Annotated in this window: 19 protein-coding genes and 3 pseudogenes; 8 read left to right on the forward strand and 14 right to left on the reverse strand. The window is 37.4% G+C overall.

All coding sequences use genetic code 11. The annotated features are described in order from the left end of the window. Window positions 1-67 precede the first annotated feature (67 nt). The 3 genes from ACEWFJ_RS00400 to ACEWFJ_RS00410 form a co-directional block, all read right to left on the reverse strand. Window positions 68-292, reverse strand: a complete 225-nt coding sequence (locus tag ACEWFJ_RS00400) for a hypothetical protein (RefSeq protein WP_098309307.1) — start codon at window positions 290-292, stop codon at window positions 68-70. 1 nt (window position 293) lies between these two features. Further along, window positions 294-617 carry a YbjQ family protein gene (locus tag ACEWFJ_RS00405; RefSeq protein WP_098309308.1) on the reverse strand — a complete coding sequence of 108 codons (324 nt, stop codon included), beginning with the start codon at window positions 615-617 and terminating at the stop codon, window positions 294-296. A 197-nt stretch (window positions 618-814) separates the two neighbouring features. Beyond that, window positions 815-1348 carry a hypothetical protein gene (locus tag ACEWFJ_RS00410; protein ID WP_473690043.1) on the reverse strand — a complete coding sequence of 178 codons (534 nt, stop codon included), beginning with the start codon at window positions 1346-1348 and terminating at the stop codon, window positions 815-817. A 307-nt stretch (window positions 1349-1655) separates the two neighbouring features. Between ACEWFJ_RS00410 and ACEWFJ_RS00415 the strand changes: the two are divergent. Continuing rightward, window positions 1656-2662, forward strand: a pseudogene (locus tag ACEWFJ_RS00415) (alpha/beta hydrolase). 296 nt (window positions 2663-2958) lie between these two features. Here the strand turns inward: ACEWFJ_RS00415 and dctP are convergent. The 3 genes and pseudogenes from dctP to ACEWFJ_RS00430 all read right to left on the reverse strand — a co-directional run bounded on the left by dctP (window position 2959) and on the right by ACEWFJ_RS00430 (window position 6643). Further along, a complete protein-coding gene (gene dctP / locus ACEWFJ_RS00420) occupies window positions 2959-4236 on the reverse strand; it encodes a C4-dicarboxylate transporter DctP (RefSeq protein ID WP_473690044.1) in 1278 nt (425 codons plus the stop codon). A gap of 119 nt (window positions 4237-4355) precedes the next feature. After that, a pseudogene (locus ACEWFJ_RS00425) lies at window positions 4356-5052 on the reverse strand (response regulator). After that, entirely contained in the window at window positions 5042-6643 is a 1602-nt protein-coding gene (locus tag ACEWFJ_RS00430; RefSeq protein WP_473690046.1) for an ATP-binding protein, read from the reverse strand. The pseudogene ACEWFJ_RS00425 and the gene ACEWFJ_RS00430 overlap by 11 nt, the downstream one beginning before the upstream one ends. An 88-nt stretch (window positions 6644-6731) precedes the next feature. Between ACEWFJ_RS00430 and ACEWFJ_RS00435 the strand changes: the two genes are divergently transcribed. The 4 genes and pseudogenes from ACEWFJ_RS00435 to ACEWFJ_RS00450 all read left to right on the forward strand — a co-directional run bounded on the left by ACEWFJ_RS00435 (window position 6732) and on the right by ACEWFJ_RS00450 (window position 10728). Beyond that, window positions 6732-7799: a TRAP transporter substrate-binding protein gene (locus tag ACEWFJ_RS00435; protein WP_473690047.1), complete on the forward strand. Its 1068-nt coding sequence runs from the start codon at window positions 6732-6734 to the stop codon at window positions 7797-7799. A 378-nt stretch (window positions 7800-8177) separates the two neighbouring features. Next, complete coding sequence (gene scfA / locus ACEWFJ_RS00440; protein WP_230575902.1) at window positions 8178-8327, forward strand: six-cysteine ranthipeptide SCIFF; 150 nt, start codon at window positions 8178-8180, stop codon at window positions 8325-8327. 103 nt (window positions 8328-8430) lie between these two features. Then, window positions 8431-9836 (forward strand): annotated as a pseudogene (scfB, locus tag ACEWFJ_RS00445) (thioether cross-link-forming SCIFF peptide maturase). A 385-nt stretch (window positions 9837-10221) separates the two neighbouring features. Then, window positions 10222-10728 carry a mismatch-specific DNA-glycosylase gene (locus ACEWFJ_RS00450; RefSeq protein ID WP_473690048.1) on the forward strand — a complete coding sequence of 169 codons (507 nt, stop codon included), beginning with the start codon at window positions 10222-10224 and terminating at the stop codon, window positions 10726-10728. Between the two features lie 138 nt (window positions 10729-10866). Here ACEWFJ_RS00450 and ACEWFJ_RS00455 read toward each other — a convergent pair whose 3' ends face one another. The 4 genes from ACEWFJ_RS00455 to ACEWFJ_RS00470 all read right to left on the reverse strand — a co-directional run bounded on the left by ACEWFJ_RS00455 (window position 10867) and on the right by ACEWFJ_RS00470 (window position 14576). Next, window positions 10867-11796: a putative protein N(5)-glutamine methyltransferase gene (locus ACEWFJ_RS00455; protein WP_473690049.1), complete on the reverse strand. Its 930-nt coding sequence runs from the start codon at window positions 11794-11796 to the stop codon at window positions 10867-10869. 240 nt (window positions 11797-12036) lie between these two features. Then, window positions 12037-12459, reverse strand: a complete 423-nt coding sequence (locus ACEWFJ_RS00460) for a VOC family protein (RefSeq protein WP_473690050.1) — start codon at window positions 12457-12459, stop codon at window positions 12037-12039. A 257-nt stretch (window positions 12460-12716) separates the two neighbouring features. Continuing rightward, a complete protein-coding gene (locus tag ACEWFJ_RS00465) occupies window positions 12717-13082 on the reverse strand; it encodes a VOC family protein (RefSeq protein WP_473690051.1) in 366 nt (121 codons plus the stop codon). A 309-nt stretch (window positions 13083-13391) separates the two neighbouring features. After that, on the reverse strand, window positions 13392-14576 hold the full coding sequence (locus ACEWFJ_RS00470; RefSeq protein ID WP_473690052.1) for an FAD-dependent monooxygenase: 1185 nt from the start codon (window positions 14574-14576) through the stop codon (window positions 13392-13394). A 507-nt stretch (window positions 14577-15083) separates the two neighbouring features. Here ACEWFJ_RS00470 and ACEWFJ_RS00475 point away from each other — a divergent pair. Further along, window positions 15084-16520, forward strand: a complete 1437-nt coding sequence (locus ACEWFJ_RS00475) for an APC family permease (RefSeq protein WP_473690053.1) — start codon at window positions 15084-15086, stop codon at window positions 16518-16520. Window positions 16521-16734: 214 nt separating this feature from the next. Here the strand turns inward: ACEWFJ_RS00475 and ACEWFJ_RS00480 are convergent, their stop codons facing one another. After that, on the reverse strand, window positions 16735-17031 hold the full coding sequence (locus ACEWFJ_RS00480; protein ID WP_473690054.1) for an RNA polymerase alpha subunit C-terminal domain-containing protein: 297 nt from the start codon (window positions 17029-17031) through the stop codon (window positions 16735-16737). A gap of 229 nt (window positions 17032-17260) precedes the next feature. After that, window positions 17261-18139, reverse strand: a complete 879-nt coding sequence (locus ACEWFJ_RS00485; protein ID WP_473690055.1) for a LysR family transcriptional regulator — start codon at window positions 18137-18139, stop codon at window positions 17261-17263. Window positions 18140-18332: 193 nt separating this feature from the next. Between ACEWFJ_RS00485 and ACEWFJ_RS00490 the strand changes: the two genes are divergently transcribed. Together ACEWFJ_RS00490 and ACEWFJ_RS00495 are read left to right on the forward strand one after the other, a co-directional pair. Continuing rightward, window positions 18333-18941, forward strand: a complete 609-nt coding sequence (locus ACEWFJ_RS00490; protein WP_473690056.1) for an MFS transporter — start codon at window positions 18333-18335, stop codon at window positions 18939-18941. Beyond that, window positions 18905-19534, forward strand: coding sequence for an MFS transporter (locus ACEWFJ_RS00495; protein WP_473690057.1), 630 nt, complete (start codon window positions 18905-18907; stop codon window positions 19532-19534). The genes ACEWFJ_RS00490 and ACEWFJ_RS00495 overlap by 37 nt, the downstream gene beginning before the upstream one ends. A 558-nt stretch (window positions 19535-20092) precedes the next feature. Here ACEWFJ_RS00495 and ACEWFJ_RS00500 read toward each other — a convergent pair. Together ACEWFJ_RS00500 and glmS are read right to left on the reverse strand one after the other, a co-directional pair. Then, a complete protein-coding gene (locus ACEWFJ_RS00500) occupies window positions 20093-20626 on the reverse strand; it encodes a chloramphenicol phosphotransferase CPT family protein (protein WP_473690058.1) in 534 nt (177 codons plus the stop codon). A gap of 208 nt (window positions 20627-20834) precedes the next feature. Then, complete coding sequence (gene glmS, locus ACEWFJ_RS00505) at window positions 20835-22637, reverse strand: glutamine--fructose-6-phosphate transaminase (isomerizing) (protein ID WP_473690059.1); 1803 nt, start codon at window positions 22635-22637, stop codon at window positions 20835-20837. Window positions 22638-22682 lie beyond the last annotated feature (45 nt).

The following is a 22682-nucleotide window of genomic DNA, read 5'->3' on the forward strand; positions in this document are numbered from 1 at the left end:
GCTTCCGTCTAAAAGAGCTGCTTTTATATAGTGAAAGTTATTTCTATTGATTCCATATAACAATAAACTAACACTTTTTATGAAACCTTTTTCCGTTCATTTCGTTATAGTATACTTCATATTTCTCTCTCGTAATTGGATCAAAATATATTTCCCCTGTAAACAAATACCCATTTGGTACTTCTGTGCCATGATTATCTTGTAATCTTTTATCTTTTCTTTTAGCAATCATTAAAATAATAAGAAAAATAATTACCTGTACACAGAAATATATGAAAATGCCTTTCCACATACTATTCAACCGTTTCTACAATAACAGCTGTACCATATGCTACAATTTCACTCATATTATGACTAAGACTGCCTGAATCAAAACGAACCATAATAATTGCATTCGCTCCCATCGCTGCAGCATTTTCAATCATACGATCTAACGCATATTTTCTTGCATCCTCAAGCATTTCTGTATACTGTGAAATCTCTCCGCCAAATAAACCTTTGAATGCAGCCATAATATCTTTTCCTAAGCCTCTTGCCCGTACCGTTAATCCAAACACAGTTCCTAACGTCTTTTTTACTTCGTAACCTGGCACACTTTCCGTTGTTACAACAATCATTTCGTTCAACCCCTTTAAAATTTATTATTATTATCAATAATGATAATAATATATGCAAAGAATGTCAAATATTCCTCTATCTTAAAATTTATTTACAAAACAACAAAAAACCCCCACCTATCTTCGATTTCTTAAAATCTTGAGGTGCGGGTTTTATAGTCGTTAAGTGCAAAATATAACTTTGTTTGTAAACAAAGTTATTTCGCTCCCTGTTCTTCTTTTTTAAAACGATCATAATAATTAACTGCTGTAGAAAAATGTACTTCAACATCACGAATTAATGCAGAATTTTCTTCTTTCGCTAATTGCGCTAATTTTTTCATCGCCTGTTCTGTTTCATCTAAAAAACCTACATACAAGGCGTTTTCCTGTTCTTTTGATTTTGGAACCCGAATTTCTTTACGCACATTCTCAATATCTGCTAACGTATTTTCTGTTACCTTTTGTACGTCTTCTTTAAACTTCGGAGATTGTAATGTGCTTGCAGATCCTTCTTTAGCTTCTTTCCAAAGCTCCATAGCCTGATTTAATTCGTCATCAATTTTTTTCTCATATTGACTATGTACGGAATTATACACTTTCACATCTTCCGGATTGTCTGCCTTTTGATCTTTTTGATCTATCTGTTCTAAGTTTTCTTTCGTTTCTTTTTTTACTTCTTTATTACTAGTACATCCTGTTAATAGTAATGCACTACTAAGCAGAATCGCACCCCAAGCTTTTTGTTTCATTTCAAACTACTCCTTTTATCCACTGTATTTCTTCTATATATTATATCGACAATGAGTAGAAAATTACACGTTTCTGCTTTCTTTTGTACCTATGACGATATTCTTTTCACAATATTGTCACCTTATCTACATTACTTATACTAAAAACCTACACGACTACTACCTTTAAAAAGAAAGTTTGAACATCCTTACACAAAAAGATGATATAGAATATTCAGCCACAAAAGCAGGGTAATCTATTCCTTTTAATTAAAAAATTGTAAAATCATACAATATGCTATTTTATACAATTGGGGGGTATGACATTTTGTTCTTTTCGAAAGCAATAGACTTATATGCCTTATATGGTTTGCATAAGAAACGCAGCAAAAAATTTCAATTTTCTTCTCTTCCTAGTAAAGTTTTAGAAACGAAAGACATCCAAGAGTTTTATAAAACCAATTCCATCAATATTCAATTTAAAATAAAAGATTTTAATAATCAAAATTATAATATCTGTAAATTCGAATATAAAAGCTCGATTCAATCTGGTATTTCATGTAATGATATTGTGACTGGAGAGGCTTTTTTACACCAAAATGATGCCTCACCTAACATTATTTTTGTTCATGGTTGGAGAATGGATTCAAATGAAAGAGTAAAAAAATATTTCATAATCAAATAATGAATTTGAAATGGAATATGTATTATTTTACGCTACCATATCACTTCGAAAGAAAGCCAGAATGTTCACTATATAGCGGAGAATACATGATTAGCGCCAACATTGAACGAACAGTCCAATCATCTCAGCAAGCTGTAGCTGATTTAAGAGGATTAATACAATGGATTAAGAAAAACAAACAAGGACCGGTAATTTTAGTCGGTATGAGCCTAGGTGGATTCATTACAAATTTAATGGCTTTAGTTGAATCTCAAATTGATGTACTAGCTTCTATTTTTTATGCCAATCGTCTTTCTTATTCCATTTGGAATACAAAGCCTGGGAAATATATTAAAGCAGACTTACAAAAACACGGAATTACTTATAATGATTTAATACAGTATTGGAGAATTACAGAACCTAACCAAACGGTTCCAGTAATGAACAAAGACAACATCCTGTTAATTTCCGCCAAAAACGATCAGTATGTCCATATCGAAGACACTGATTACTTATGGCAGTCCTGGGGAAAACCTACACGATATGTATATAATGGCGGACATGCTGGAATTGTCCTTAATCGCAAAAGAATTGCGACGGATACCATTAACTTTATCCAAAAACGGATAGCTGGGGAAAGAAACCATTATGCAATGGATTCAATAAAGTGAAACTTCCATCAGTGAGGGGTTTTTTCATCCCCCACTGATGGTTAGTTGAACCAATCGAGCTTTTACGGGCAGTTATCCCCCACCTATCCTTCTTAGTTCTTTCTGCATCTTGAGGTGGGGGTCTTACTGCCCGTTAATGCGGGATAAAATGAAACTTCCGTCAGGGGGGCTTACTGTCCAAAAATAGCCGGATAAGCTAATTTTAAAAAAACTATCCACCTATTGTAGTGGATAGCTTTTTTTCCTTATATTCTTCATTCCTTTTAAAACAAACGATCCTTCCTACTACTTATGCATTATACAGCTTCCTTTGCCTCCGTTAATGCTTTTGTACCAGAAACTGCTTCTGCATGTTTTGCTTCATCAAATTCGTTTTCACTCTTTGCAACAATCATCGTAGCAATCCCGTTTCCAATCAAGTTTACAATAGCTCTGCCTTCACTCATGAAGCGATCTACTCCAAGAAGTAATGCTAATCCTTCTAAAGGAATAACCTTTAATGCTGATAAAGTAGACGCTAATACAATAAATCCACTTCCTGTTACACCTGCAGCTCCTTTAGACGTTAACATAAGCACTAAAATAATTGTAACTTGCTGCCCAATTGTTAAATCGATACCAAATACTTGTGCTAAAAAGACAACTGACATGGATAAATAAATAGACGTACCATCAAGATTGAAAGAATAACCTGTTGGAATAACAAGACCAACAACAGATTTTGAACATCCATATTGCTCCATCTTGTTCATCATTCTTGGCAATACAGATTCAGAAGAACTTGTTCCTAATACGATTAGTATTTCATCCCGAATAAACTTTAAATAATTCCATAAACTAAATCCATATATCTTACAAATAATATTTAAAACAACAAAAACGAATAGGAACATCGTTATATATACCGACATCATTAATTTCCCAAGTGGCAGAAGCGAAGCAAGTCCAAAGTAACCGATTGTATATGCCATAGCACCAAATGCCCCGATCGGTGCAGCTTTCATTACATAGCCAATAATGTTAAAGAATACATGTGAAAGTTTGTCTAAGAAATCAATCACTGATTTTCCTTTTTCTCCAAGAGCCGCTAGCCCTATACCAAATAAAATCGAAAAGAATAATACCTGTAAAATATCACCTTTCGCAAACGCATCAACCATATTAGAAGGCACGATATGGGTTACAAAATCAACCCAATTAATGCTATGTCCTCCGCCTTGTGTATATTTTGATACGTCCCCTTTTGCAAGTTCATTAAAGTTAAGACCTTCCCCTGGCTTCATAACATTTACAACAATTAAACCAACAATAAGTGCGAATGTAGTCACAACCTCAAAATAAATAAGAGCTTTACCGCCGACCTTACCAACCTTTTTCATATCTCCCATTTTGGCAATTCCAAGTACAATTGTTAAGAAAATAATTGGTGCGATTACCATTTTTACAGCATTAATAAATGTGTCGCCTAGCGGCTTCATTTGTTTACCGACACTTGGCCAAAGTAACCCAACTAACACACCAAGCACAATAGCCGTTAATACTTGAAAGGTTAAGTTTTTAAAAAGTCGTTTCACCTTTCTTCTCCCCCTATATTTTCTAAATTTTCTATCCGTTTATTTCTAACATAATGATAGCGTTTACATTAAAAAGAGAGAAGTTTATGGTCATAACGAATATTTTGTTCATTTTGGTCTTAGTTTTTCATTTCATGAAATACATAACGATTAATTGGTCTTCCAACTCCACCATATTGAACTGCCAAATGAATTACGCCCTTTTTTCTAAATAATCTAAGTAACGCCGAGCCGTCACTCTAGCTATACCAATTGCACGTGCCACTTCTTCAGCAGAACGAGGTTCTTCTTGCTTTTTTACATACTTTACAATTTCATTTAATGTAAATTCGTTCAAACCTTTTGGCAAATTGCTCACTGTTTTTTCAGAACGCCCAGAATATAGTAATAAATCTAGTTGCTCTTGCGAAATAACCCCAGAATCTCTCAAACTCGTTCTATATTGGCGGTATTTCTCTAACGCTTGCTGAATACGATACAACTTAAAAGGCTTAATAATATAGTCTAGTGCTCCATTTTGAAGCATGAGTTTAATTGTTTCCCTATCTTTAGCAGCAGACACAACAATTACATCCGTTTCTAATTCTTGCTTTCGAAATTCCTGCAGTACTTTAATACCATCCTTTTTAGGCATAAAAATATCCAAAATAACAAGATCTGGATTCATTTTTTTGACAAAACGAACCCCTCCTCACCATCGCTTGCAACAGCTATTACTTGAAACCCTTCTACACTTCTTATAAATTCTTTATTCACTTCCTGAACCATTGGATCATCTTCTATCAACACTACTTTAAATTCCTCTTTACATGCCATACCATTCCGCCTCCATCTCCATTGGAAAAGTAATGATAAAAGAAGTTCCTTCATCTTGAAAAGATGAAATTCTAATTTCTCCTCTTCCCTTTTCAACAATTTGTTTTACTAGAAAAAGACCATAACCTGTCCCGCTACGCTTATTCACAGTAAACCCTTTCTCATATACCCTTGATAAATACTCTTCTTTTATTCCGCAGCCATTATCTTCAATTAATATCGCGCACATGTCGTCTGACTGCTCAATACTAATATCAATTCTTTTATTCGTGGCCTCAATTTGTTCAAATGATCCGAATGCATTTTCTATTAAATTCCCTAATAATACAACGAAATCATGTTGATCTAATTGGTACGGAAAAGCCTCCAAATAACTATTTTGATCAATACTCACCTGAATTCCGAGCTCTTTTCCTCTACTTACTTTACTTAAAAGCAGACCTGCAACAGCATCATTTTTAATTGTCTCATTTAAAAAATTTGTTACATTCTCCTGCTCTTCTGAAGTGTTATATGCAAGCTGTAATGCCTTATCAGCTTTACCAAGCTGAATTAAACCTGCTATTGTATGAAGTTTATTCATATGCTCATGGCTTTGCACACGCAATGCTTCTACAAAGTTCTTCACCCCAGTTAATTCTTCCGCAAGCTTTGTTACCTCAGTACGATCTTGAAAAATTGCTACAGCTCCAATTAATTCATCATCTTTCTTAATAGGGATACGATTACTTAAAATAACCTGTCCGCTGACTTTTATCTCTTCATTGTATACTGCCTGATTTTTCTCCACGATTTCTGGAAGCCTTGTATCCTGTAATACTTTACGAATAGGCTTTCCTACAACATCTCCATCTACATGAAAAACTTGCTTTGCTTTCTCGTTAAAAACTGTAATAATTTCTTGATTATCAATCGCAATCACACCTTCATTCATCGAATGAAAAGTTGCTGTCCTTTCTTCAAGTATCCGTTTAATCTCATATGGCTCTAACTGAAACATTTGTTTTTTTATATGATTGGCAAGCATTAATGAACCTATCAATCCAAATATTAAAGTTAATATGACTATAAAAAGAATTTCTCCTTGTAATTCAACCATAATCCCCCAAAAGCTTGGTATTTTATTTCCTACAACGACAACACCAATTTGATTTAAGTCTTGATCTTTAATAGGCATAAACGCACGAATTACGGTACCTATTTCTCCCTTTGCTTTTGAAAAATAAATATGCTCTGCAAATGCTGGTTCTTCATCTGCTCCTTTTGAAGGTTTCCCAATCATTTCTTTCACAGGATGCGAATATCGAACTCGTTCCATATTCATAACTACAATATAATCTGTTTCATTAATTACTCTAATCTTTTCAATAACAGGATTTAATGTAATCCATCCATTTGCTTCTTGCAGTGACTTCTTTACATCTGACATTTCAGCTACCGTTCGCGCTGTATTCATAGATCTAATTCTTAATTCTTTCTCTTCTTTTTGTTGAATATTTGCGATTATAACCCCACCGCCAATCATGAGCGAAAATATAACTACAGCATAAGAAAGAATCGTAATTTTCCAACGGATCGGTAATTCCCTCACTTTTGCCCCTCCTTTCTTCTAAAAGCATCTTTACGAATAGAAATCTTCTCGATATGCTTACAATAACAACCTCAAAAGGAGGACTAAGATGAAAAAAGCAGCTACTTTTATACTTCTTTTCATCACTTTAATTGCAAGCGCTTTATTTATTAAATATCAGAGTTATTTTTCTCAAAATGCACTCTCATACGATAACGAACAAGAAGGACTAGAAGACCAAATCGTCTTTAAATTTAGCCATGTTGTAGCAGAAAACACACCAAAAGGACGTGCTGCCAACAAATTTGCTGAACTCGTTGATGAAAAGTCAAATGGTAAAATAAAAATAGAGGTCTTCCCTAACGGAAGCCTATATTCTGATATAGAAGAATTTCATGCTTTAAAATCTGGGCAAGTACAAATTATTGCTCCTTCTACATCAAAACTTGGAGCGTTCTCCCCTGAATGGGGCGTACTTGATTTACCATTTGCTTTTTCAAGTTATGAAGCCTTACAAGAAGGCTTAAACGGAAAAATTGGGGAACAATTACTTCAATCCTTACAAAAGGATGGAATAAAAGGGCTTGCCCACTGGTCCAACGGCTTTAAACAAATCACTTCAAATAAAGGACCCATTTATACCCCCGAAGATATAAAGGGACAATCTTTTCGCATCATGCAAAGTAATGTAATCAAGTCCCAATTTGATTTATTAAAAGTTCACACATATCCTGATTCATTTAATTCTACATATCAATTAATTGAATCAGGAAAAGTTGATGGCGAAGAAAATACCATTTCAAATATCTACTCTAAAAAATTCTATAACGTCCAAAACTATTTGACAATTACTAACCATGGGTATTTAGGATATGTTGTCATGATGAATCAAAAAACCTGGGACAAACAAACGAAAAAAACAAAGCAAATACTAATGGAAGCAATGGAAGAAACGACTGCTTGGAATAATCAACAATCCATTCAAATGAACAAAGAACAACTTGAACTCATGAAACAAAACTCATCAATTCAAATTCATGAATTAAACGACGAACAACGAAAAGAATGGGAAAAGACACTATCACCTATATACGACCAACTTGCTCCTACGATTGGGGAGAATCTGATGGAGGAGTTGAAGAAATTACAGCGGAAGTACGAAACGCATGTTCCGTAATAGCAAAACTCATAAATATTCAAGGATAGATACCTAAAAAATTCGTCCTTTCTTAAGAAAGGACGAATTTACTATTATAACAGGGAATCCCAAATCATAATTACATGCGAACGTTTCGCACTCTCGAAACTCTTCAAATCGTGATGAAGAAAAAATAGAAACGAAATCAAGTGGATTTTCCGCAGTATCAAGACAGCAGGAATGATTGACGTGAACCCGCGGTGTTGTTAAAATTATTGTTGGAATTAATGTGAAAGGATTCACAAGTTTTGACCTTTATTGTGAAATTATTCACAAATGTTACTTCTAAATGTGAAAAGTTTCACAATATTTAACTCTTATTTCTTCAAAAAACATTTTAAAAAGGAGTTGTGCGTTATGAAAAGAATCGTAACACTGAGCACTCGTAAACTGAAGGATACCGCAAAACACGGTGGATGCGGTGCATGCCAAACATCTTGCCAATCTGCTTGCAAAACGTCTTGCGGAGTTGCAAATCAGAAGTGTGAAAACACAATGAACAGATAGGAAATAAGAAATGTACCGCCCAACTGCTTTCCAGATGGGCGGCAATTTTTATCCCGCTAATAGAAGTTTCACTTTATGGACAAAAGGAGTTTGATTATTAAGTATGATTCATCAATATAAATTAAATGGATACAATATCGTGCTGGATACCTATAGTGGATCGGTGCATGTTGTCGATGACCTCGCCTATGAAATTATCGGGCTTTATGAGAATACTCCTGCAGAAGAAATCGTGACGATGATGCTAGAAAAGTACAAATATGATTCCAACATCTCCGAGGGGGACATTCGGGAAACAATCGCGGATGTCGAAGAGCTAAAAAATGATGGACAACTCTTTACTGAGGATGAATTTAAGGACCTCTCAATCGATTTGAGAAATCGTCAAACTTATGTAAAGGCTCTCTGCCTCAATGCCGCGCATACCTGTAACCTATCATGCGAATACTGCTTCGCCAGCCAAGGAAAATATAACGGAAATAGAGCAATCATGAGCTATGAGGTTGGACAAAGAGCCATCGATTACCTATTAGAAAACTCCGGTCATCACCGAAACCTCGACGTCGACTTCTTCGGTGGAGAACCACTCATGGCATGGAAGGTTGTCAAACAGATTGTCGCTTACGCAAGAAGCAAAGAAAAAGAGAACAAAAAGACTTTTCGCTTCACCTTCACTACGAATGGCATGCTACTGAACGATGAGGTCACTGATTTCTTGAACGAGGAAATGTACAATGTAGTACTAAGTCTTGATGGAAGAAAAGAGGTTCATGATCACCTTCGCAAAACAGTCACCGGAAAAGGAAGCTACGATTATATCGTTCCGAAATTCCAGGAATTCATCGAAAAGCGCGGAGACAAAGAATACTATGTACGTGGAACCTATACTCGCAACAATGTTGACTTCACTAATGACATTTTTCACATTGCAGACCTTGGTTTCGACAAACTCTCGATGGAACCGGTCATCTGCGATCCACGGGAACCATATGCGCTCACTGAGGAGGATCTCCCAGAGATTTACAATCAGTACGAAATTCTCGCCAAGGAAATGCTGGAGCGCGAGGAAAAAGGCAATGGCTTTACCTTCTACCATTACATGCTTGACCTCTCCGAGGGCCCTTGCATTCAAAAAGAATTTCCGGCTGTGGCTCAGGAACGGAATATCTCGCTGTCACACCATGGGGCGAGATATTCCCTTGCCACCAGTTCGTCGGAGATGAAGAATATAGCATGGGAAACATCTGGGATGGAATCACAAAACCAGAGACGCAATGCCAATTTAAAGAAAGCAACTGCTACTCGAAGCCAGAATGCCAAGACTGCTGGGCGAAACTTTACTGTAGTGGCGGTTGCCCTGCCAATGCGCTGCATGCAACCGGCTCCCTCAAGGGAACTTACGATTTCAGTTGTGACATCTTCCGCAAGAGAGTCGAATGTTCCATGATGGTTAAAGTAGCCGAATCTATCAGAGCTATGGAACAAAGTGAACAGGTCATAGTGGAATAAACATAAAGATGCAACAAGAGGCTGAGCATAAATCAGAAAAAATCTAGTTTATGCTCAGCCTTTTTGAAAATATTTCAATGTCTTTGTTTAAATTTAAGAATTCACATCTGATATGTCTATCCTTAGACCAGCTTAAATCTATCTCTAAGAACAAGAATGATATAAACACTTTTTCAATCTAAAATACTTTGTATGTAATCGAAAATACCGTTAACATAACAGCAAGAAGCAGCATGAATTTTGTCCATTTTTGATTCACTTACACTTCCCTCTTACATCTTCCTATAGGAAATTTAATCCAACACACTAAGAAGCAACTGAAAAGATTGTGGTAAAATAAAAAAACTTTATCAGTTTGTATTCCATATAAGGAGGCAGTGTATTCTTGAAACTAGTTAATGATCATATTAAGAAAGGGTTAAAAGTTTTGTTTGTCGGCTTTAATCCAAGCATTCGCTCAAGTGAAACAGGGCATCACTTCGCTAATCCTAATAATCGTTTTTGGAGAATTCTCCATGAAGCAGGACTAACACCGAGAAAATATGATGCTTCAGAAGACTATAAATTATTGGATTTGGATATGGGTCTTACAAACATAGTAGCAAGATCAACTAAGGCAGCAGATGAGATTACCAAGGAAGAGTATAAAGAAGGAAAAGAAATTTTAAAACAGAAAATTACACAGCTAAAGCCCGAAGTAGTCTGTTTTGTTGGAAAAGGCGTTTATCAAGAATATAGCGGCCGAAAGATAGCCCCATGGGGACAACAGTCTGAGTCAGTCATACCTGGAACAATCGATTTTGTTGCCCCCTCCTCAAGCGGGTTAGTAAGAATGAGGCTTGAAGACATTGTGAAGATCTATAAGCAGTTGGCTAAATTAGTATGCAAGTAAGACACCGGTAGGTATTTAGTACCTTCGTTTTTTTGCAATACAAAGGTATAGACAAATACAACAAAAAATACAAAGGCTTGTCAGCAGTTATCCCCCACCTATCTTCTTTGTTTCTCTCTAAATCTTGAGGTGGGGGTCTCACTGCCCATTAATGCGGGATAAACAGGCAGGCCTAGTTCCGATGACAACGGTGGCATCCAGTTCACTAGAATAGGCCAGCTGCGGTATCAACCCATTACGAGCAAAGATCTCAACAGTTTGCTTTGCCTGCCGTTCACTAGTCTCGATCAGCAAATGGCCGCCAGGTACTAGCCAATCTGGCGCCGCCGCAGCCACCCGTCGCTGGACATCAAGCCCGTCCACACCTCCGTCAAGTGCCACACGAGCCTCATGTATGCGAGCCTCTGGGGGTAGCATCCTAATCACCTCGGTAGGTACGTAAGGTACGTTGGCGACCAGGATGTCGACGCGGCCCCGCAGTGTGGCGGGCAGCGGCTCGTAGAGGTCACCTTCGTACACGTGACCACCGGTGGCAGCAACGTTGCGCAAGGCGCATCGCACCGCGGCAGGATCGATGTCGGAGGCATATAACTCAATCCGTTCCTGCACTGCCGCCAGCGCGGCCCCCAACGCGCCCGAACCGCAGCACAAGTCAACCACGACGGCTCCTTGCCGTATGAGGACGGCGGCCTGGCGGACGAGAAACTCTGTGCGGCGTCGAGGTACGAAAACGCCCGGGTCCACCGCTATCCGCAGACCGCAAAACTCCGTCCAGCCGATAACGTGTTCAAGGGGCAAACCAGCTACTCGTCGGTCTACCATAGCGGCGAGATCCTCCGGCGTCCTAGCCGCAGAAATGAGCAATCGCGCCTCATCTTCGGCGAAAACACAACCAGCAGCCCGAAGCTTGGTGACGATGTTTGTACAAATGGCATCATTCACAAATGATCCTACCTCGGCATGGGATGTCACATCTTCATTTTTTGAAGTTTCATTCTTAATTATGAACTTACTTTCATCAACACAATTGATTTTCCCGAAGTTCAAAGATGCTTTCTTTAAGTCCATAAATTTCCCCCATTCCCATCTTCATCATCTGCCTGTTAGCTTAATAAATTAAATTGCAGTTCAGTTTAATGTGTTTTTCCAGTCTACAACTTTATTTTCATCGGAGAGCTGGAATTTTTCTTATTACTCTTTATAAAAAAAACACACCAAAGGAGATGTCATCATGAGATTCCAAAGGTGTGTTTTTAAGTGACTTTATATTAAATTAAATAACTTTATTGTTACTCAACATGAAAAAGACTACAATTCGTTTTCATGTTTGTTTCTCCTATAATTTTGTGAATTACTTTTTTCCATAACTGCAAAATAATTGTTTTCATTATCAGCAAAGTTAAATACTCTACCAGAAGGCATACTTACAATTTCTCCGACTGTAATTTTTTTATCTGAAAAGTCTTTATATAACTTATCAAGATCTTCCGTGAAAAACATCATTGAAGGTGTATTAAGATTTAATTCAGGCTGCATTTTAGCAATTAATTCTTTATCGTGAAGAACGATACTCGTTCCCGCTTCCTTTGTTGGATAAATTTCAATCCATCTAAATCCTTGGCCGTTATCTGCTTCAGAAACTACACTAAACCCTACTTTTTCTGTCCAAAATTGCACTGCCTCATCTTGGTTATTTACATATAGCATAATTTGACCGACTTTATTAATCATTTGCTTCTCTCCCTTTCTTCTAGTTTAGTTAATATTGATTTTTTTCGTTTGAGCATTTCATTATACTTTGGTATTCATATCATATAACTGCTTAATGATTATATCAAATACAAGGCCTAAACAATTTTTTCACGGTTCCATCTATAGCCTTACTTAAAGATGAACAAATAAAGTTAAGCAATTACAGGTGTTTGTTTTAGAAACCTGCTCTGTTAGAGTAAATTTAAAATAATGTTTGATCAAAAATACCTAACTTTTTATGCTTTAGTATTGGCTTCAGACACTCCAAAAAGAAGTCCTTGATTATCTAAACAATAAGCAAAGTAACCCATATTAGGAATAGCTGTTTTAGGTACAACTACTTGTCCACCATTTTCAGTAACTTTTTTTATGTATTCATCAACTGAAGGTACTTCAATAGAATTAGTAGTTCTGGTAACACCGTCAGGGGACTTCATCAATCCACCATCGATACCAGGTTTACCGCTCTCACCCGTAATAATAAACCAATAGTCTTGTGGTCCAGGCATCTTTTCAAACTTCCAACCAAAACTATTTGTATAAAATTCAATTGCTTCTTCAAGGTTGGGAACTTGAAATTCAAACCTTAAAACTTTACTCAATTTCATACCTCCTTTTGTTTTTTACATAACAATTATACAAGAACATACGTTCTAATGCAATTTCAATTAGAATTACTTTCATTATTAAGGGATGTTCAAAAAAAATTTATATTTACATGTACTTTTTATGAAATATCCAAAGGGGGAAAACGATACAACTTTTTTATAAACATCGCGACTTTATGCAAATGTTACTTTAAAATAAAGTTTGATCATTTTTGTAATCCTTCCCCCTATTAAAACGCTCAATTGCGGAAAATCAACAATATTATTAAAGGCGTACTGAAACTCCCCTCTTAAATATCTATATCAATAATCTTTCAGTTCAATCTCATTGGAAGCTTTCACTATCATTTTCGTAATCATCTTAAACATTGCACCCATAAGGATAGGTACACGCAACATTAAATTGCGCAGCAAGATTTTGGATTTTGAGCTTTCAATCATGCCTCCAGCAGCTGTTAGCCCTATTTTTTGATTTTTCTCAACAAAATTTCTCATCTCTTTTTCGTAGGCAACAAAGGCGCGGTCGTAATTGCCATGCGCAGCTTTCAGTTCACCAGCTAGTACATAAGCTCCGACAAGTGCCAGACTAGAGCCTTGACCCGAAAGTGGTGATGGGCCATACGCCGCATCACCTACCAATGTAATCCGACCCTTTGACCATGTCGGCATATGAATCTGGCAAATCTCATCAAAGTAAAAGTCTGTCGCTTCTTTCATAGTTTTAAGTAGATGCGGAGTTTCCCAACCCATATCATCTTGGAAAGCATTGTCTACAAGTTCCTTTTGGGCTTCCACATCATAGCGATCGTACTTCAGTGCCTCTGATTTAAACACGAACATCCCCTTTGCTTCAGTATTATCACGGGCACTATACATACCTACAGTTTTGCCTGGCATCGTATAAAGCAGCTGGCGGTGGTCGAGGCTAAGGTAATTCTCAAGGGTAAAAATCGAGATATAACAGCCAAGAGTACGTTTAAATTGTTCTTTGTCACCAAAAATTAAGGTGCGCACATTGGAATGGAGCCCGTCCGCACCGATGACCAGATCGAATGTCTGCGGCTTGCTACGAATAAATTGGACTTCTGCACCTGCTTCAGCCTCATGTATAGCGGTAATCGAATCGTCCCAAATATATTCGACCGTATCCTTGGTCAAGTCGTACAAAATACTACTAAGGTCTTCGCGCATGATTTCGATATCCAGCCCCTGCTGATTCCCCATACTCGCTTCGCTTATTTTACCTTCGATTTTGCCTTTGCTATTCACGAAGTAAACACCGGTCATGTGCGTGTCAGCTGCACGAACTTGATCGAGTATCCCCATCCGCTTAAGCACCGTAATGGCTACACCACGAATATCAACACCATATCCACCTGGGCGCAATACGGGCGCACGTTCTACTACAGTCACGTCGAAGCCGTAGCGGTGAAGCCAGTAAGCTAATGCCGGCCCAGCAATGCTCGCACCGGAAATAAGGACGCGCATCGTTTGTTCACTCCTATCCTAATTAAAGTCATACAACATATCCACAGTATATTCACGGCCTATTTTATATATGTAACGCAGTAAAATAATAGGAATCTAAGAATTTAACAAAATATCCTCAAAAACAGCTAAACTCAAAAATGAAACAATAATTTTTCTTTTTTTCATTTTCTTACCTCTTTTATTTAAATTTGGTGAAACCTGTTTCATTATAAAAAAGGAATGTTGAATAATTTTTAGAAAATTGTAAAAATAATGTAAACGCCTTAAACGAAATATGAAATTTTGAATAAACTATGCAAAATTTCATAAAGGGATAACATTTTAAACAATGAAGAGCTTACAAAGTTCAAGCATGACGCGAATTATATAATTGGTATGGTACTTGCAATAGAGGAGAGTGAATAAAACCGCTCAAAAAAAGACTGAATTTTCAGTCTTAAAAGAAGGGAGGGAAATAAGCTAGGAGAGTATACAACGCACAGGAAAATCGAAAGGGGGCTTTTTATGCAAACAAAAATCAAGCAGGAAACGAATAACATGGAGCAATATCACTACAAGCAAGAATTACAGAGGTCCTTAAAGTTTTTTAGCTCTTTTGCAGTCGCGTTTTCATTTATGTCCATCACAACGGGCATTTTCACAAATTTTGGTTTTGTTTTAAACAATGCGGGGCCCGCAGGTATTTGGACGTGGCCAATCGTATTAGCAGGACACTTGCTTGTCGCTCTTGTTATTGCCGAATTGGCAGGAAGAATGCCACTCAGCGGCTACTCGTACCAATGGGTGACGCGGCTGGCAAATCAAGGATTAGGATGGTTTTCCGGCTGGCTCGGATTTTGCTTTTTTGTCATTGTCATTCCTGCCGTCGATTTCGGCCTGTCTCCACTCATTGCTGATGTATTCGGCTGGAATATCGGGGGAAAAACCCTTTTGTATATTGCACTCGCAACCCTGCTGCTACAGGCTGCCCTCAACATTTTTGGCGTAAAACTGGCTTCTCGTCTCAATGACATTGCAGTATATACCGAAGTGATCGGTATGGTGGGCATTCTTGTTATTCTTGCTGTTGTTGCGCTATTCACAACTCCGAATTGGGATATGCTAACAAATATCGGCGAGCAGAAAAGCGGCACGTTCCTTGGCGGCTTTGTGATTGCTATGCTAATGGGATCTTGGACCATGGTCGGCTTTGAAGCCGCGGCGAATCTTTCGGAAGAAACAATTGACGCGAGTAAAAATGTACCACGTGCTGTATTTTTCGCGTTACTGATTGGTGGTATCATTGGGTTTGCTTTTCTTTTTACTGTTACAATTTCCATTACGGATTTAGCCGGTGTGACAGCTTCTGCCAACCCGCTTCCACTTATTATTAAAACAAAGCTCGGCCAATTCATCGGCACTTTGTTTATGCTTCTTGTTATCATTTCCATTTTTGCATGTGGATTAATCGGAATGGCTTCCGCCTCCCGTATCATTTATGCAATGGCGCGGGACGATGTATTTTTTGCTTCACGTTCTTTTAAAAAGGTGAACCCAGGAACATCCGTACCGGTAAATGCGATTTTGCTTGTATTAGTTCTCGATATTATAGCGATCCTATTCTCTGATTCTTTAACTTTACTAGTCGGATCAACATCTGTTGTTCTTACCGCTTTATACTTCATAACAGTTTTGGCTTACTATTTGCGTAGAAAAGATTTACCTGACGCGGAGACGTTCAATTTAGGGAAATGGAGAGCACCTGTCACGTATGGCGCTTTAATATGGCTCGTGTTCGAAATGGGAGTATTGACTATCCCTGATATGTTTCATGGAGTGGCAATTGTAGGCGGAACACTATTTGCAACGGGAACTCTTGTATATTTTGCGTTGTTCCGAAGCAAGATTAAAGCAGGAAAAATCGGGATTCAAAATACAAACATTGATGTAGGGCACTCGTAAGCAATCCCCACATTACTGAATGTGAACCCTGAAAATGGACAAACATCAAAACACTGAAATTACCTGTTCGCTATATTCTTTCGTGGACAGGTAGTTTCATTTTTCTTGAATTCGCGCACAATTAATTGTAGTAATTAAGTGTTTATCCCAGATTTAAGTTTCAGTTTTATAAAAAAGTTTGATTATTGTCTATCAATGATATTCTGCAATCGTTCTATTTTGGTCTGAATGATAACCCATTTGTCTGCAAAGCAGTCTTAAGTTTAGGTAAAGAACTTGGTCCCATACCATGAAATTGCAAAATCTCGTCTTCACTAAAGTTTGATAGCTGTTGCAAAGAAGTTATTCCATTGTTTTCTAATGCTCGTCTAGCTGGTGCTGATAGTAATGAAAGAAATCCGTTGTCAGGTTTCCGTTCTTTCTCACAAATCGGGCAGGTTGGACAATCGCTACTTTTATAGTACTTGTGCCCTTTGTTGCAAGTTCTTAAGCTTTTCTTTGAAGTTGCCATTTTTGACGTCCCCTTTTCTTAAGAATTATATTGTTAGCTTTTCAACATTCCATCAGCTAATCTATCGATATGAATAACACCGTTTTCTAGAATCTTAAAAAAATTGTCTTTTCTACATCACTAACAAGATTAGTTTTCACATCTTAATTTAACAATAATTATAGCACTTTTTTATTTCAGATATTCTTTTCGTTTTTACCATAAAAAATAACTTGCTTGAGGAGGTTAGCTAAAATAGTTCGATAAATCTACGTGCTGCTTTGGAAAGATATCGTTGTTTAAGCCAAACTAATGCTATCTCTGATTGAAGAGAAGAATCTAGGATGTCCAATACCCTAATTCCAATATTACGAAATGCAGATACTGCAGATTTAGGAAGTATACTTGCTCCAATGCCAGCTTCAACTAAAGAAAGAAGTATATTAATATCTGGACATTCGCACAAAATATTTGGCTGGAATTCGAATCGTTCACATTCTTCTATAATTCTTTCATACAGCCCTTCTCCCTTCGTTCTGTGGACTAGCAATAAAGGTACATCTTCAATCTCTTTCATTTGAATAGCTTCTTTTGAATGGAAATTCCCCCAATCTTTCGGTACTACAAAAACAAATGATTCCGTTTCCAAAGGGATCATAGAAAGACCTTCCATTTCTAAAGGAAGACGAACAATAGCAAGTTCGATATTGCGGTTTTCCAACTGTTTACTCAATTCAACTGGATCTCCTCCCCGCAGTTTAAATGAAATCATTGGATAGTTTTCATGGAAATATTGAATTCTTTTAGGCAGATAAGAAACACATGAGACAACTATACCAATGGATAGAGAACCTCTGATTCCTTCACCAGCTTCTTTTACTTCTAATATCGATTCCTCAAATAAATTTAAAATATTCCGAGCTTTTTTATATAGAATTTTACCTGCCTCAGTGAGTTCCATAGTCTTACCATTTCTTTTTCGTTCTAATAGTACGGTACCAATCTCCTCTTCCATAAGTCGAAGTTGCTGGCTTAATGGGGGTTGTGCCATGTGAAGTTTTTTGGCAGCACGAGAAATTTGCCCTTCTTCAGCAATAATAAGAAAATAGCGTAATTGTCTTATGTCCATCATGTACCTCCGATATATATATGATTTTGATATATATAAATAACATTATAGATATTTTTCATATAATTATAGAGATGATAATATGAGTAAGCAAATAAAATCGCATTAAAATAACTCAGGCATGGGTTTTAATGTTTGTCTGATGAGAAAGACAAACACGTAGGAACTTAATATTACATGGGAGGTGGAAATATTGGATAAACCCCGATTATGGACAAGGAATTTTATCAGTATTGCCATTACTAATTTTCTTGTGTTTACAACATTTTATTATTTGTTGGTTACACTGCCGATATATGCTTTACAAGAATTGCACGGTGCCGAATCTGAAGCAGGACTTATTACTACAGTTTTTTTGATTGCATCCATCCTAACACGCCCACTTGCAGGTAAATGGATCGAAAAGTCAGGAAAGTATATCGTTTTTATAAGTTCCCTCCTTGTTCTTTTCGCAGCTTCAATTTTCTATTTTAGTCCACACTCTGTTATTGGCTTACTAATTCTTCGCTTTTTTCATGGAGTTGGCTTTGGAATGGCCACAACGGCCACTGGAGCAATTGTTGCCGATCTCATCCCGGAATCTCGCAAAGGAGAAGGGATGGGGTACTATGGACTAACGCTAAATCTTGGCATGGCTATTGGTCCCTTTTTGGGTTTGACTGTTATGCAACAAGCAGGGACAAATGTAATGTTTATCATAATGCATTATGTGCTCTCTTTGCACTCGTTGCAGGATTATTCGTTAAATTACCTACGAAACCTTCTATGTCAGAACGGACAATTGAACGAAAAACAGGTATGAAAATTGGAGATTATTTGGAAACCTCCGCCATTCCTGTATCATTGGTTTCAGCTTTCTTTGCACTGATTTATTCGGGAATTGTTTCTTTCGTATCCATATATGCTAAAGAGCAAAGTTTAGTGGAAGCTGCTGGTTATTTCTTTGTTGTGTACGCAGTTGTCCTTTTAATTTCCCGGCCATTTACTGGAAAATGGTTTGATTTATTTGGGGCAAATATTATAATTTATCCCGCTATTTTATGCTTTGCAGTCGGTACGTTCTTATTGAGTGTATCAAATACGTCCTTGTTATTTCTTTCATCAGCAGCCCTTATTGGATTGGGTTGGGGAACCATGTTTCCTAGTCTTCAAACCATTGCCATTCAAGTAGCACCTCCTAAAAAGAGGGCATTGGCTACGGCTACATTCCTTTCTATATTCGATTTTGGGTTCGGAATTGGATCATTTATCTTTGGTATTGCAGCGGCTAAAGTTGACCATGGCTCATTATATTTTTATTGTTCATTCCTTATAATAATCGGAATTGGGGTTTACTATTTACTGCATGGTAGAATATCTCCACGTTCTATTGCGAAAAAGGAAAAGATTTCTTAGGGTATTTTTAATTTATGAAATATAATGGAGTGGTGGATGCACTAGTGACAAATTACCCTTTACGTGCATACAAATAAAAATGGTTTGAACAAAGTACTTAAAATTATTTTTAATTATAAAACAAAAAAGCATGACATAAGCTGTCATGCTTTTTATCATATGTTGTTGGTTTGTAATAAAGTTTGATCAAAAGCATGCTACGAACGTTGATTTTATAATAGACGTAATAAACACTGTTTAACAATTTCTTTTCCAATTCCAGAAGCTGCACCTGTTATTTTTTTCTCCGTTTCAATTCTATATAACCTCAAATACTACTATGAAACCAATTTTAACATGATCCTAACCCTTTTACCTTTTTAAATAACCGCCGTTACTTTAATAAAAATAGCTGCCTAATTTGGCAGCTATTTCTTAAAGTAACGCGCCCTAAACATAAAGAAAGATCACAATGCTTATTGAAGAATTGCGCCCGATTGCGGAAGACCGTTCTGTACATCTGTAATTGAGAGATATTGCAGAAATGCCCCCGTTTGCTTAAAAACACCTCGTAGGTTCTCATGGGGTGATTTTTTGCCAGATAATTCGGGCACATTCTTCTGGCGATGTCTTTGTTGTGTCAACTTTGATGTCATAATGTATGCCAACGTGAACCGAAGTCGCTTGTGAAACTGCCATTCCTGCAACGCGGTCCGCTCGTTCCCTCTCACGAGCGGACGCCACAATAGGGTCACAGAAAACACCAACCCACAGCACCTGCAACCCTTCCAAGGCAGCTTTCCAACGATTACAAGAATCTACTCCGCTAATGAAGACATCGTCGATAATCACTCGGGCTCCTCTACGGACCATCTCGCCAATACCGTGCATCCATGCAGATTCTAATGTACGAAATTCCGTACCTGGACTGACAGACCCATCGTCACCGAATTTAATTCCACTGTCTGCTTTCATCATTGCATCGGGCATGGCGTCGATTAAATCGTCGATACTGAACCTTAACCATGACGTTGGCAATGAATTTTGAAGACATTTTGCGATAGTGGTTTTCCCGGAACTCGATCCACCATTCAGAATAATTACTTCTACCATACCTTTAACCTCTCTTTGGAACATAAGCTTAAGGGCTTCTTATGTCGCCATGCTGTCTTTTAAACTTAATAACAATTATGTCACTTTCACAAGAGTTATTCTAGAATATGGCCCGATTGCGGAACAAAAAAAGTCCTGCATATCATACAGGACTTTTAATCAAACTTTATTGTAAATCAACACAAATATCTATCAAATTACCAAACTCTTACTCAACAGTAACTGACTTAGCTAAGTTACGTGGTTTATCAACGTCACACTCACGGTGAAGCGCTGCATAGTATGCAATTAGCTGTAATGGAATAACTGCTACAAGCGGTGCTAGTGCTTCGTGTACAGCTGGTACGATGAAGCGGTCGCCTTCCATTTCTAAGCCTTTCATTGCGATGATGCAAGGGTTTGCTCCGCGTGCTACTACTTCTTTTACATTACCACGAATACCTAAGTTTACGTGCTCTTGCGTAGCAAGTGCGATAACTGGTGTACCTTTTTCAATTAGCGCGATTGTACCGTGTTTTAACTCTCCACCAGCAAAGCCTTCTGCTTGGATGTAAGAGATTTCTTTTAGCTTTAATGCGCCTTCTAAACCAACATAGAAGTCAACACCGCGGCCAATGAAGAAACAGTTGCGTGTTGTTGCTAAGTATTCTTTTGCAATTGCATCCATTTCATCTTTTTGATTGCAAAGTACTTCCATTGCGTTTGCAACAAGACCAAGTTCTTGGATTAAATCAAAGTCAACTGCTAAGCCTTTTGTTTTTGTAATGTCAGCTGCTAAAATCGCTAGTACTGCAAGCTGTGCTGTGTATGCTTTTGTAGAAGCTACTGCGATTTCTGGGCCAGCATGTAATGGTAATGTATAATCAGCTTCACGAGACAGTGTAGAACCTGGCACGTTTGTAATTGTTAATGCTTTATGTCCCATTTCATTTGTTTGCACAAGTACTGCGCGGCTATCTGCAGTCTCACCACTTTGTGAAATGTAAATAAAGAATGGTTTTTCTGTTAATAATGGCATGTTGTAAGAAAATTCACTTGCTACATGTACTTCTACTGGTACTTTTGCAAAACTCTCAATGAATTGTTTTCCAACAAGACCCGCATGATAACTCGTTCCACATGCGATAATATAGATACGATCACTTTCTAAAATCGCATCACGAATCTCTTTATCTAGTTCGATTTCGCCATCTTCATTTTGGTACTTTTGAATAATATTACGGATTACAAGCGGCTGTTCATCAATTTCTTTTAGCATGAAATGAGGATATGTTCCTTTTTCAATGTCACTTGCATCTAATTCTGCTGTAAATGGTGCACGATCAATCGTTTCACCTTGTAAATTTTGAATTGTAATCTTTTCTTTTGTTACAAGAACCGTTTCTTTATCCATTAGCTCGATAAATTGATCTGTAACTTGTAGCATTGCCATTGCATCACTTGCAACAACATTAAAGTTATCTCCAGTACCCACTAATAGCGGGCTTTTGTTTTTAGCAACATAAATCATGTCTGGGTTTTCTGCATCAAGTAATGCCAATGCATATGAGCCGTGTAATAATGTTAACGTTTTACGGAATGCTTCTTCTACCGTCAAACCTGTCTCCACTTGTTTTTCTACAAGCTGAACGATTACTTCTGTATCTGTTTCACTTACAAAGTTCACATCTTGAAGATATTCATTCTTTAATAGCTCATAGTTTTCAATTACACCGTTATGCACAAGGGTAAAGCGCTCTGAAGCACTTTGATGTGGATGTGCGTTTACCTGACTTGGTACACCATGAGTTGCCCAACGTGTATGACCGATTCCCACGTTAGCTGCTACATTTTCATCCACGATTTCGCGAAGCTTTGCAATGCGACCTTTTTCTTTAAATACAACAACACCATTCGCCGCTTGCACTGCAATACCAGCTGAGTCATATCCGCGGTATTCTAGCTTCTCTAAACCTTTTAATAAAATTTCCTTTGCATCTTGTTCCCCAATAAATCCTACGATTCCACACATGTTTTGTCGCCGTTACAACATGCTTACGTTCTCACATAAACATGT

This window comes from Bacillus sp. EA-CB0995 (genome assembly GCF_055814245.1).

What these genes read in the sequence shown, in the direction of transcription:
- scfA (WP_230575902.1), top strand. Translation starts at nt 8,178, where the DNA reads ATGAAAAGAATCGTAACACTGAGCACTCGTAAACTGAAGGATACCGCA.
- ACEWFJ_RS00500 (WP_473690058.1), bottom strand. Translation starts at nt 20,626, where the DNA reads ATGGTAGAAGTAATTATTCTGAATGGTGGATCGAGTTCCGGGAAAACC.
- ACEWFJ_RS00400 (WP_098309307.1), bottom strand. Translation starts at nt 292, where the DNA reads ATGTGGAAAGGCATTTTCATATATTTCTGTGTACAGGTAATTATTTTT.
- ACEWFJ_RS00480 (WP_473690054.1), bottom strand. Translation starts at nt 17,031, where the DNA reads ATGGCAACTTCAAAGAAAAGCTTAAGAACTTGCAACAAAGGGCACAAG.
- ACEWFJ_RS00405 (WP_098309308.1), bottom strand. Translation starts at nt 617, where the DNA reads ATGATTGTTGTAACAACGGAAAGTGTGCCAGGTTACGAAGTAAAAAAG.
- ACEWFJ_RS00455 (WP_473690049.1), bottom strand. Translation starts at nt 11,796, where the DNA reads ATGGACTTAAAGAAAGCATCTTTGAACTTCGGGAAAATCAATTGTGTT.
- ACEWFJ_RS00410 (WP_473690043.1), bottom strand. Translation starts at nt 1,348, where the DNA reads ATGAAACAAAAAGCTTGGGGTGCGATTCTGCTTAGTAGTGCATTACTA.
- ACEWFJ_RS00470 (WP_473690052.1), bottom strand. Translation starts at nt 14,576, where the DNA reads ATGCGCGTCCTTATTTCCGGTGCGAGCATTGCTGGGCCGGCATTAGCT.
- ACEWFJ_RS00435 (WP_473690047.1), top strand. Translation starts at nt 6,732, where the DNA reads ATGAAAAAAGCAGCTACTTTTATACTTCTTTTCATCACTTTAATTGCA.
- ACEWFJ_RS00475 (WP_473690053.1), top strand. Translation starts at nt 15,084, where the DNA reads ATGCAAACAAAAATCAAGCAGGAAACGAATAACATGGAGCAATATCAC.
- ACEWFJ_RS00485 (WP_473690055.1), bottom strand. Translation starts at nt 18,139, where the DNA reads ATGGACATAAGACAATTACGCTATTTTCTTATTATTGCTGAAGAAGGG.
- ACEWFJ_RS00460 (WP_473690050.1), bottom strand. Translation starts at nt 12,459, where the DNA reads ATGATTAATAAAGTCGGTCAAATTATGCTATATGTAAATAACCAAGAT.
- glmS (WP_473690059.1), bottom strand. Translation starts at nt 22,637, where the DNA reads ATGTGTGGAATCGTAGGATTTATTGGGGAACAAGATGCAAAGGAAATT.
- ACEWFJ_RS00495 (WP_473690057.1), top strand. Translation starts at nt 18,905, where the DNA reads ATGTCAGAACGGACAATTGAACGAAAAACAGGTATGAAAATTGGAGAT.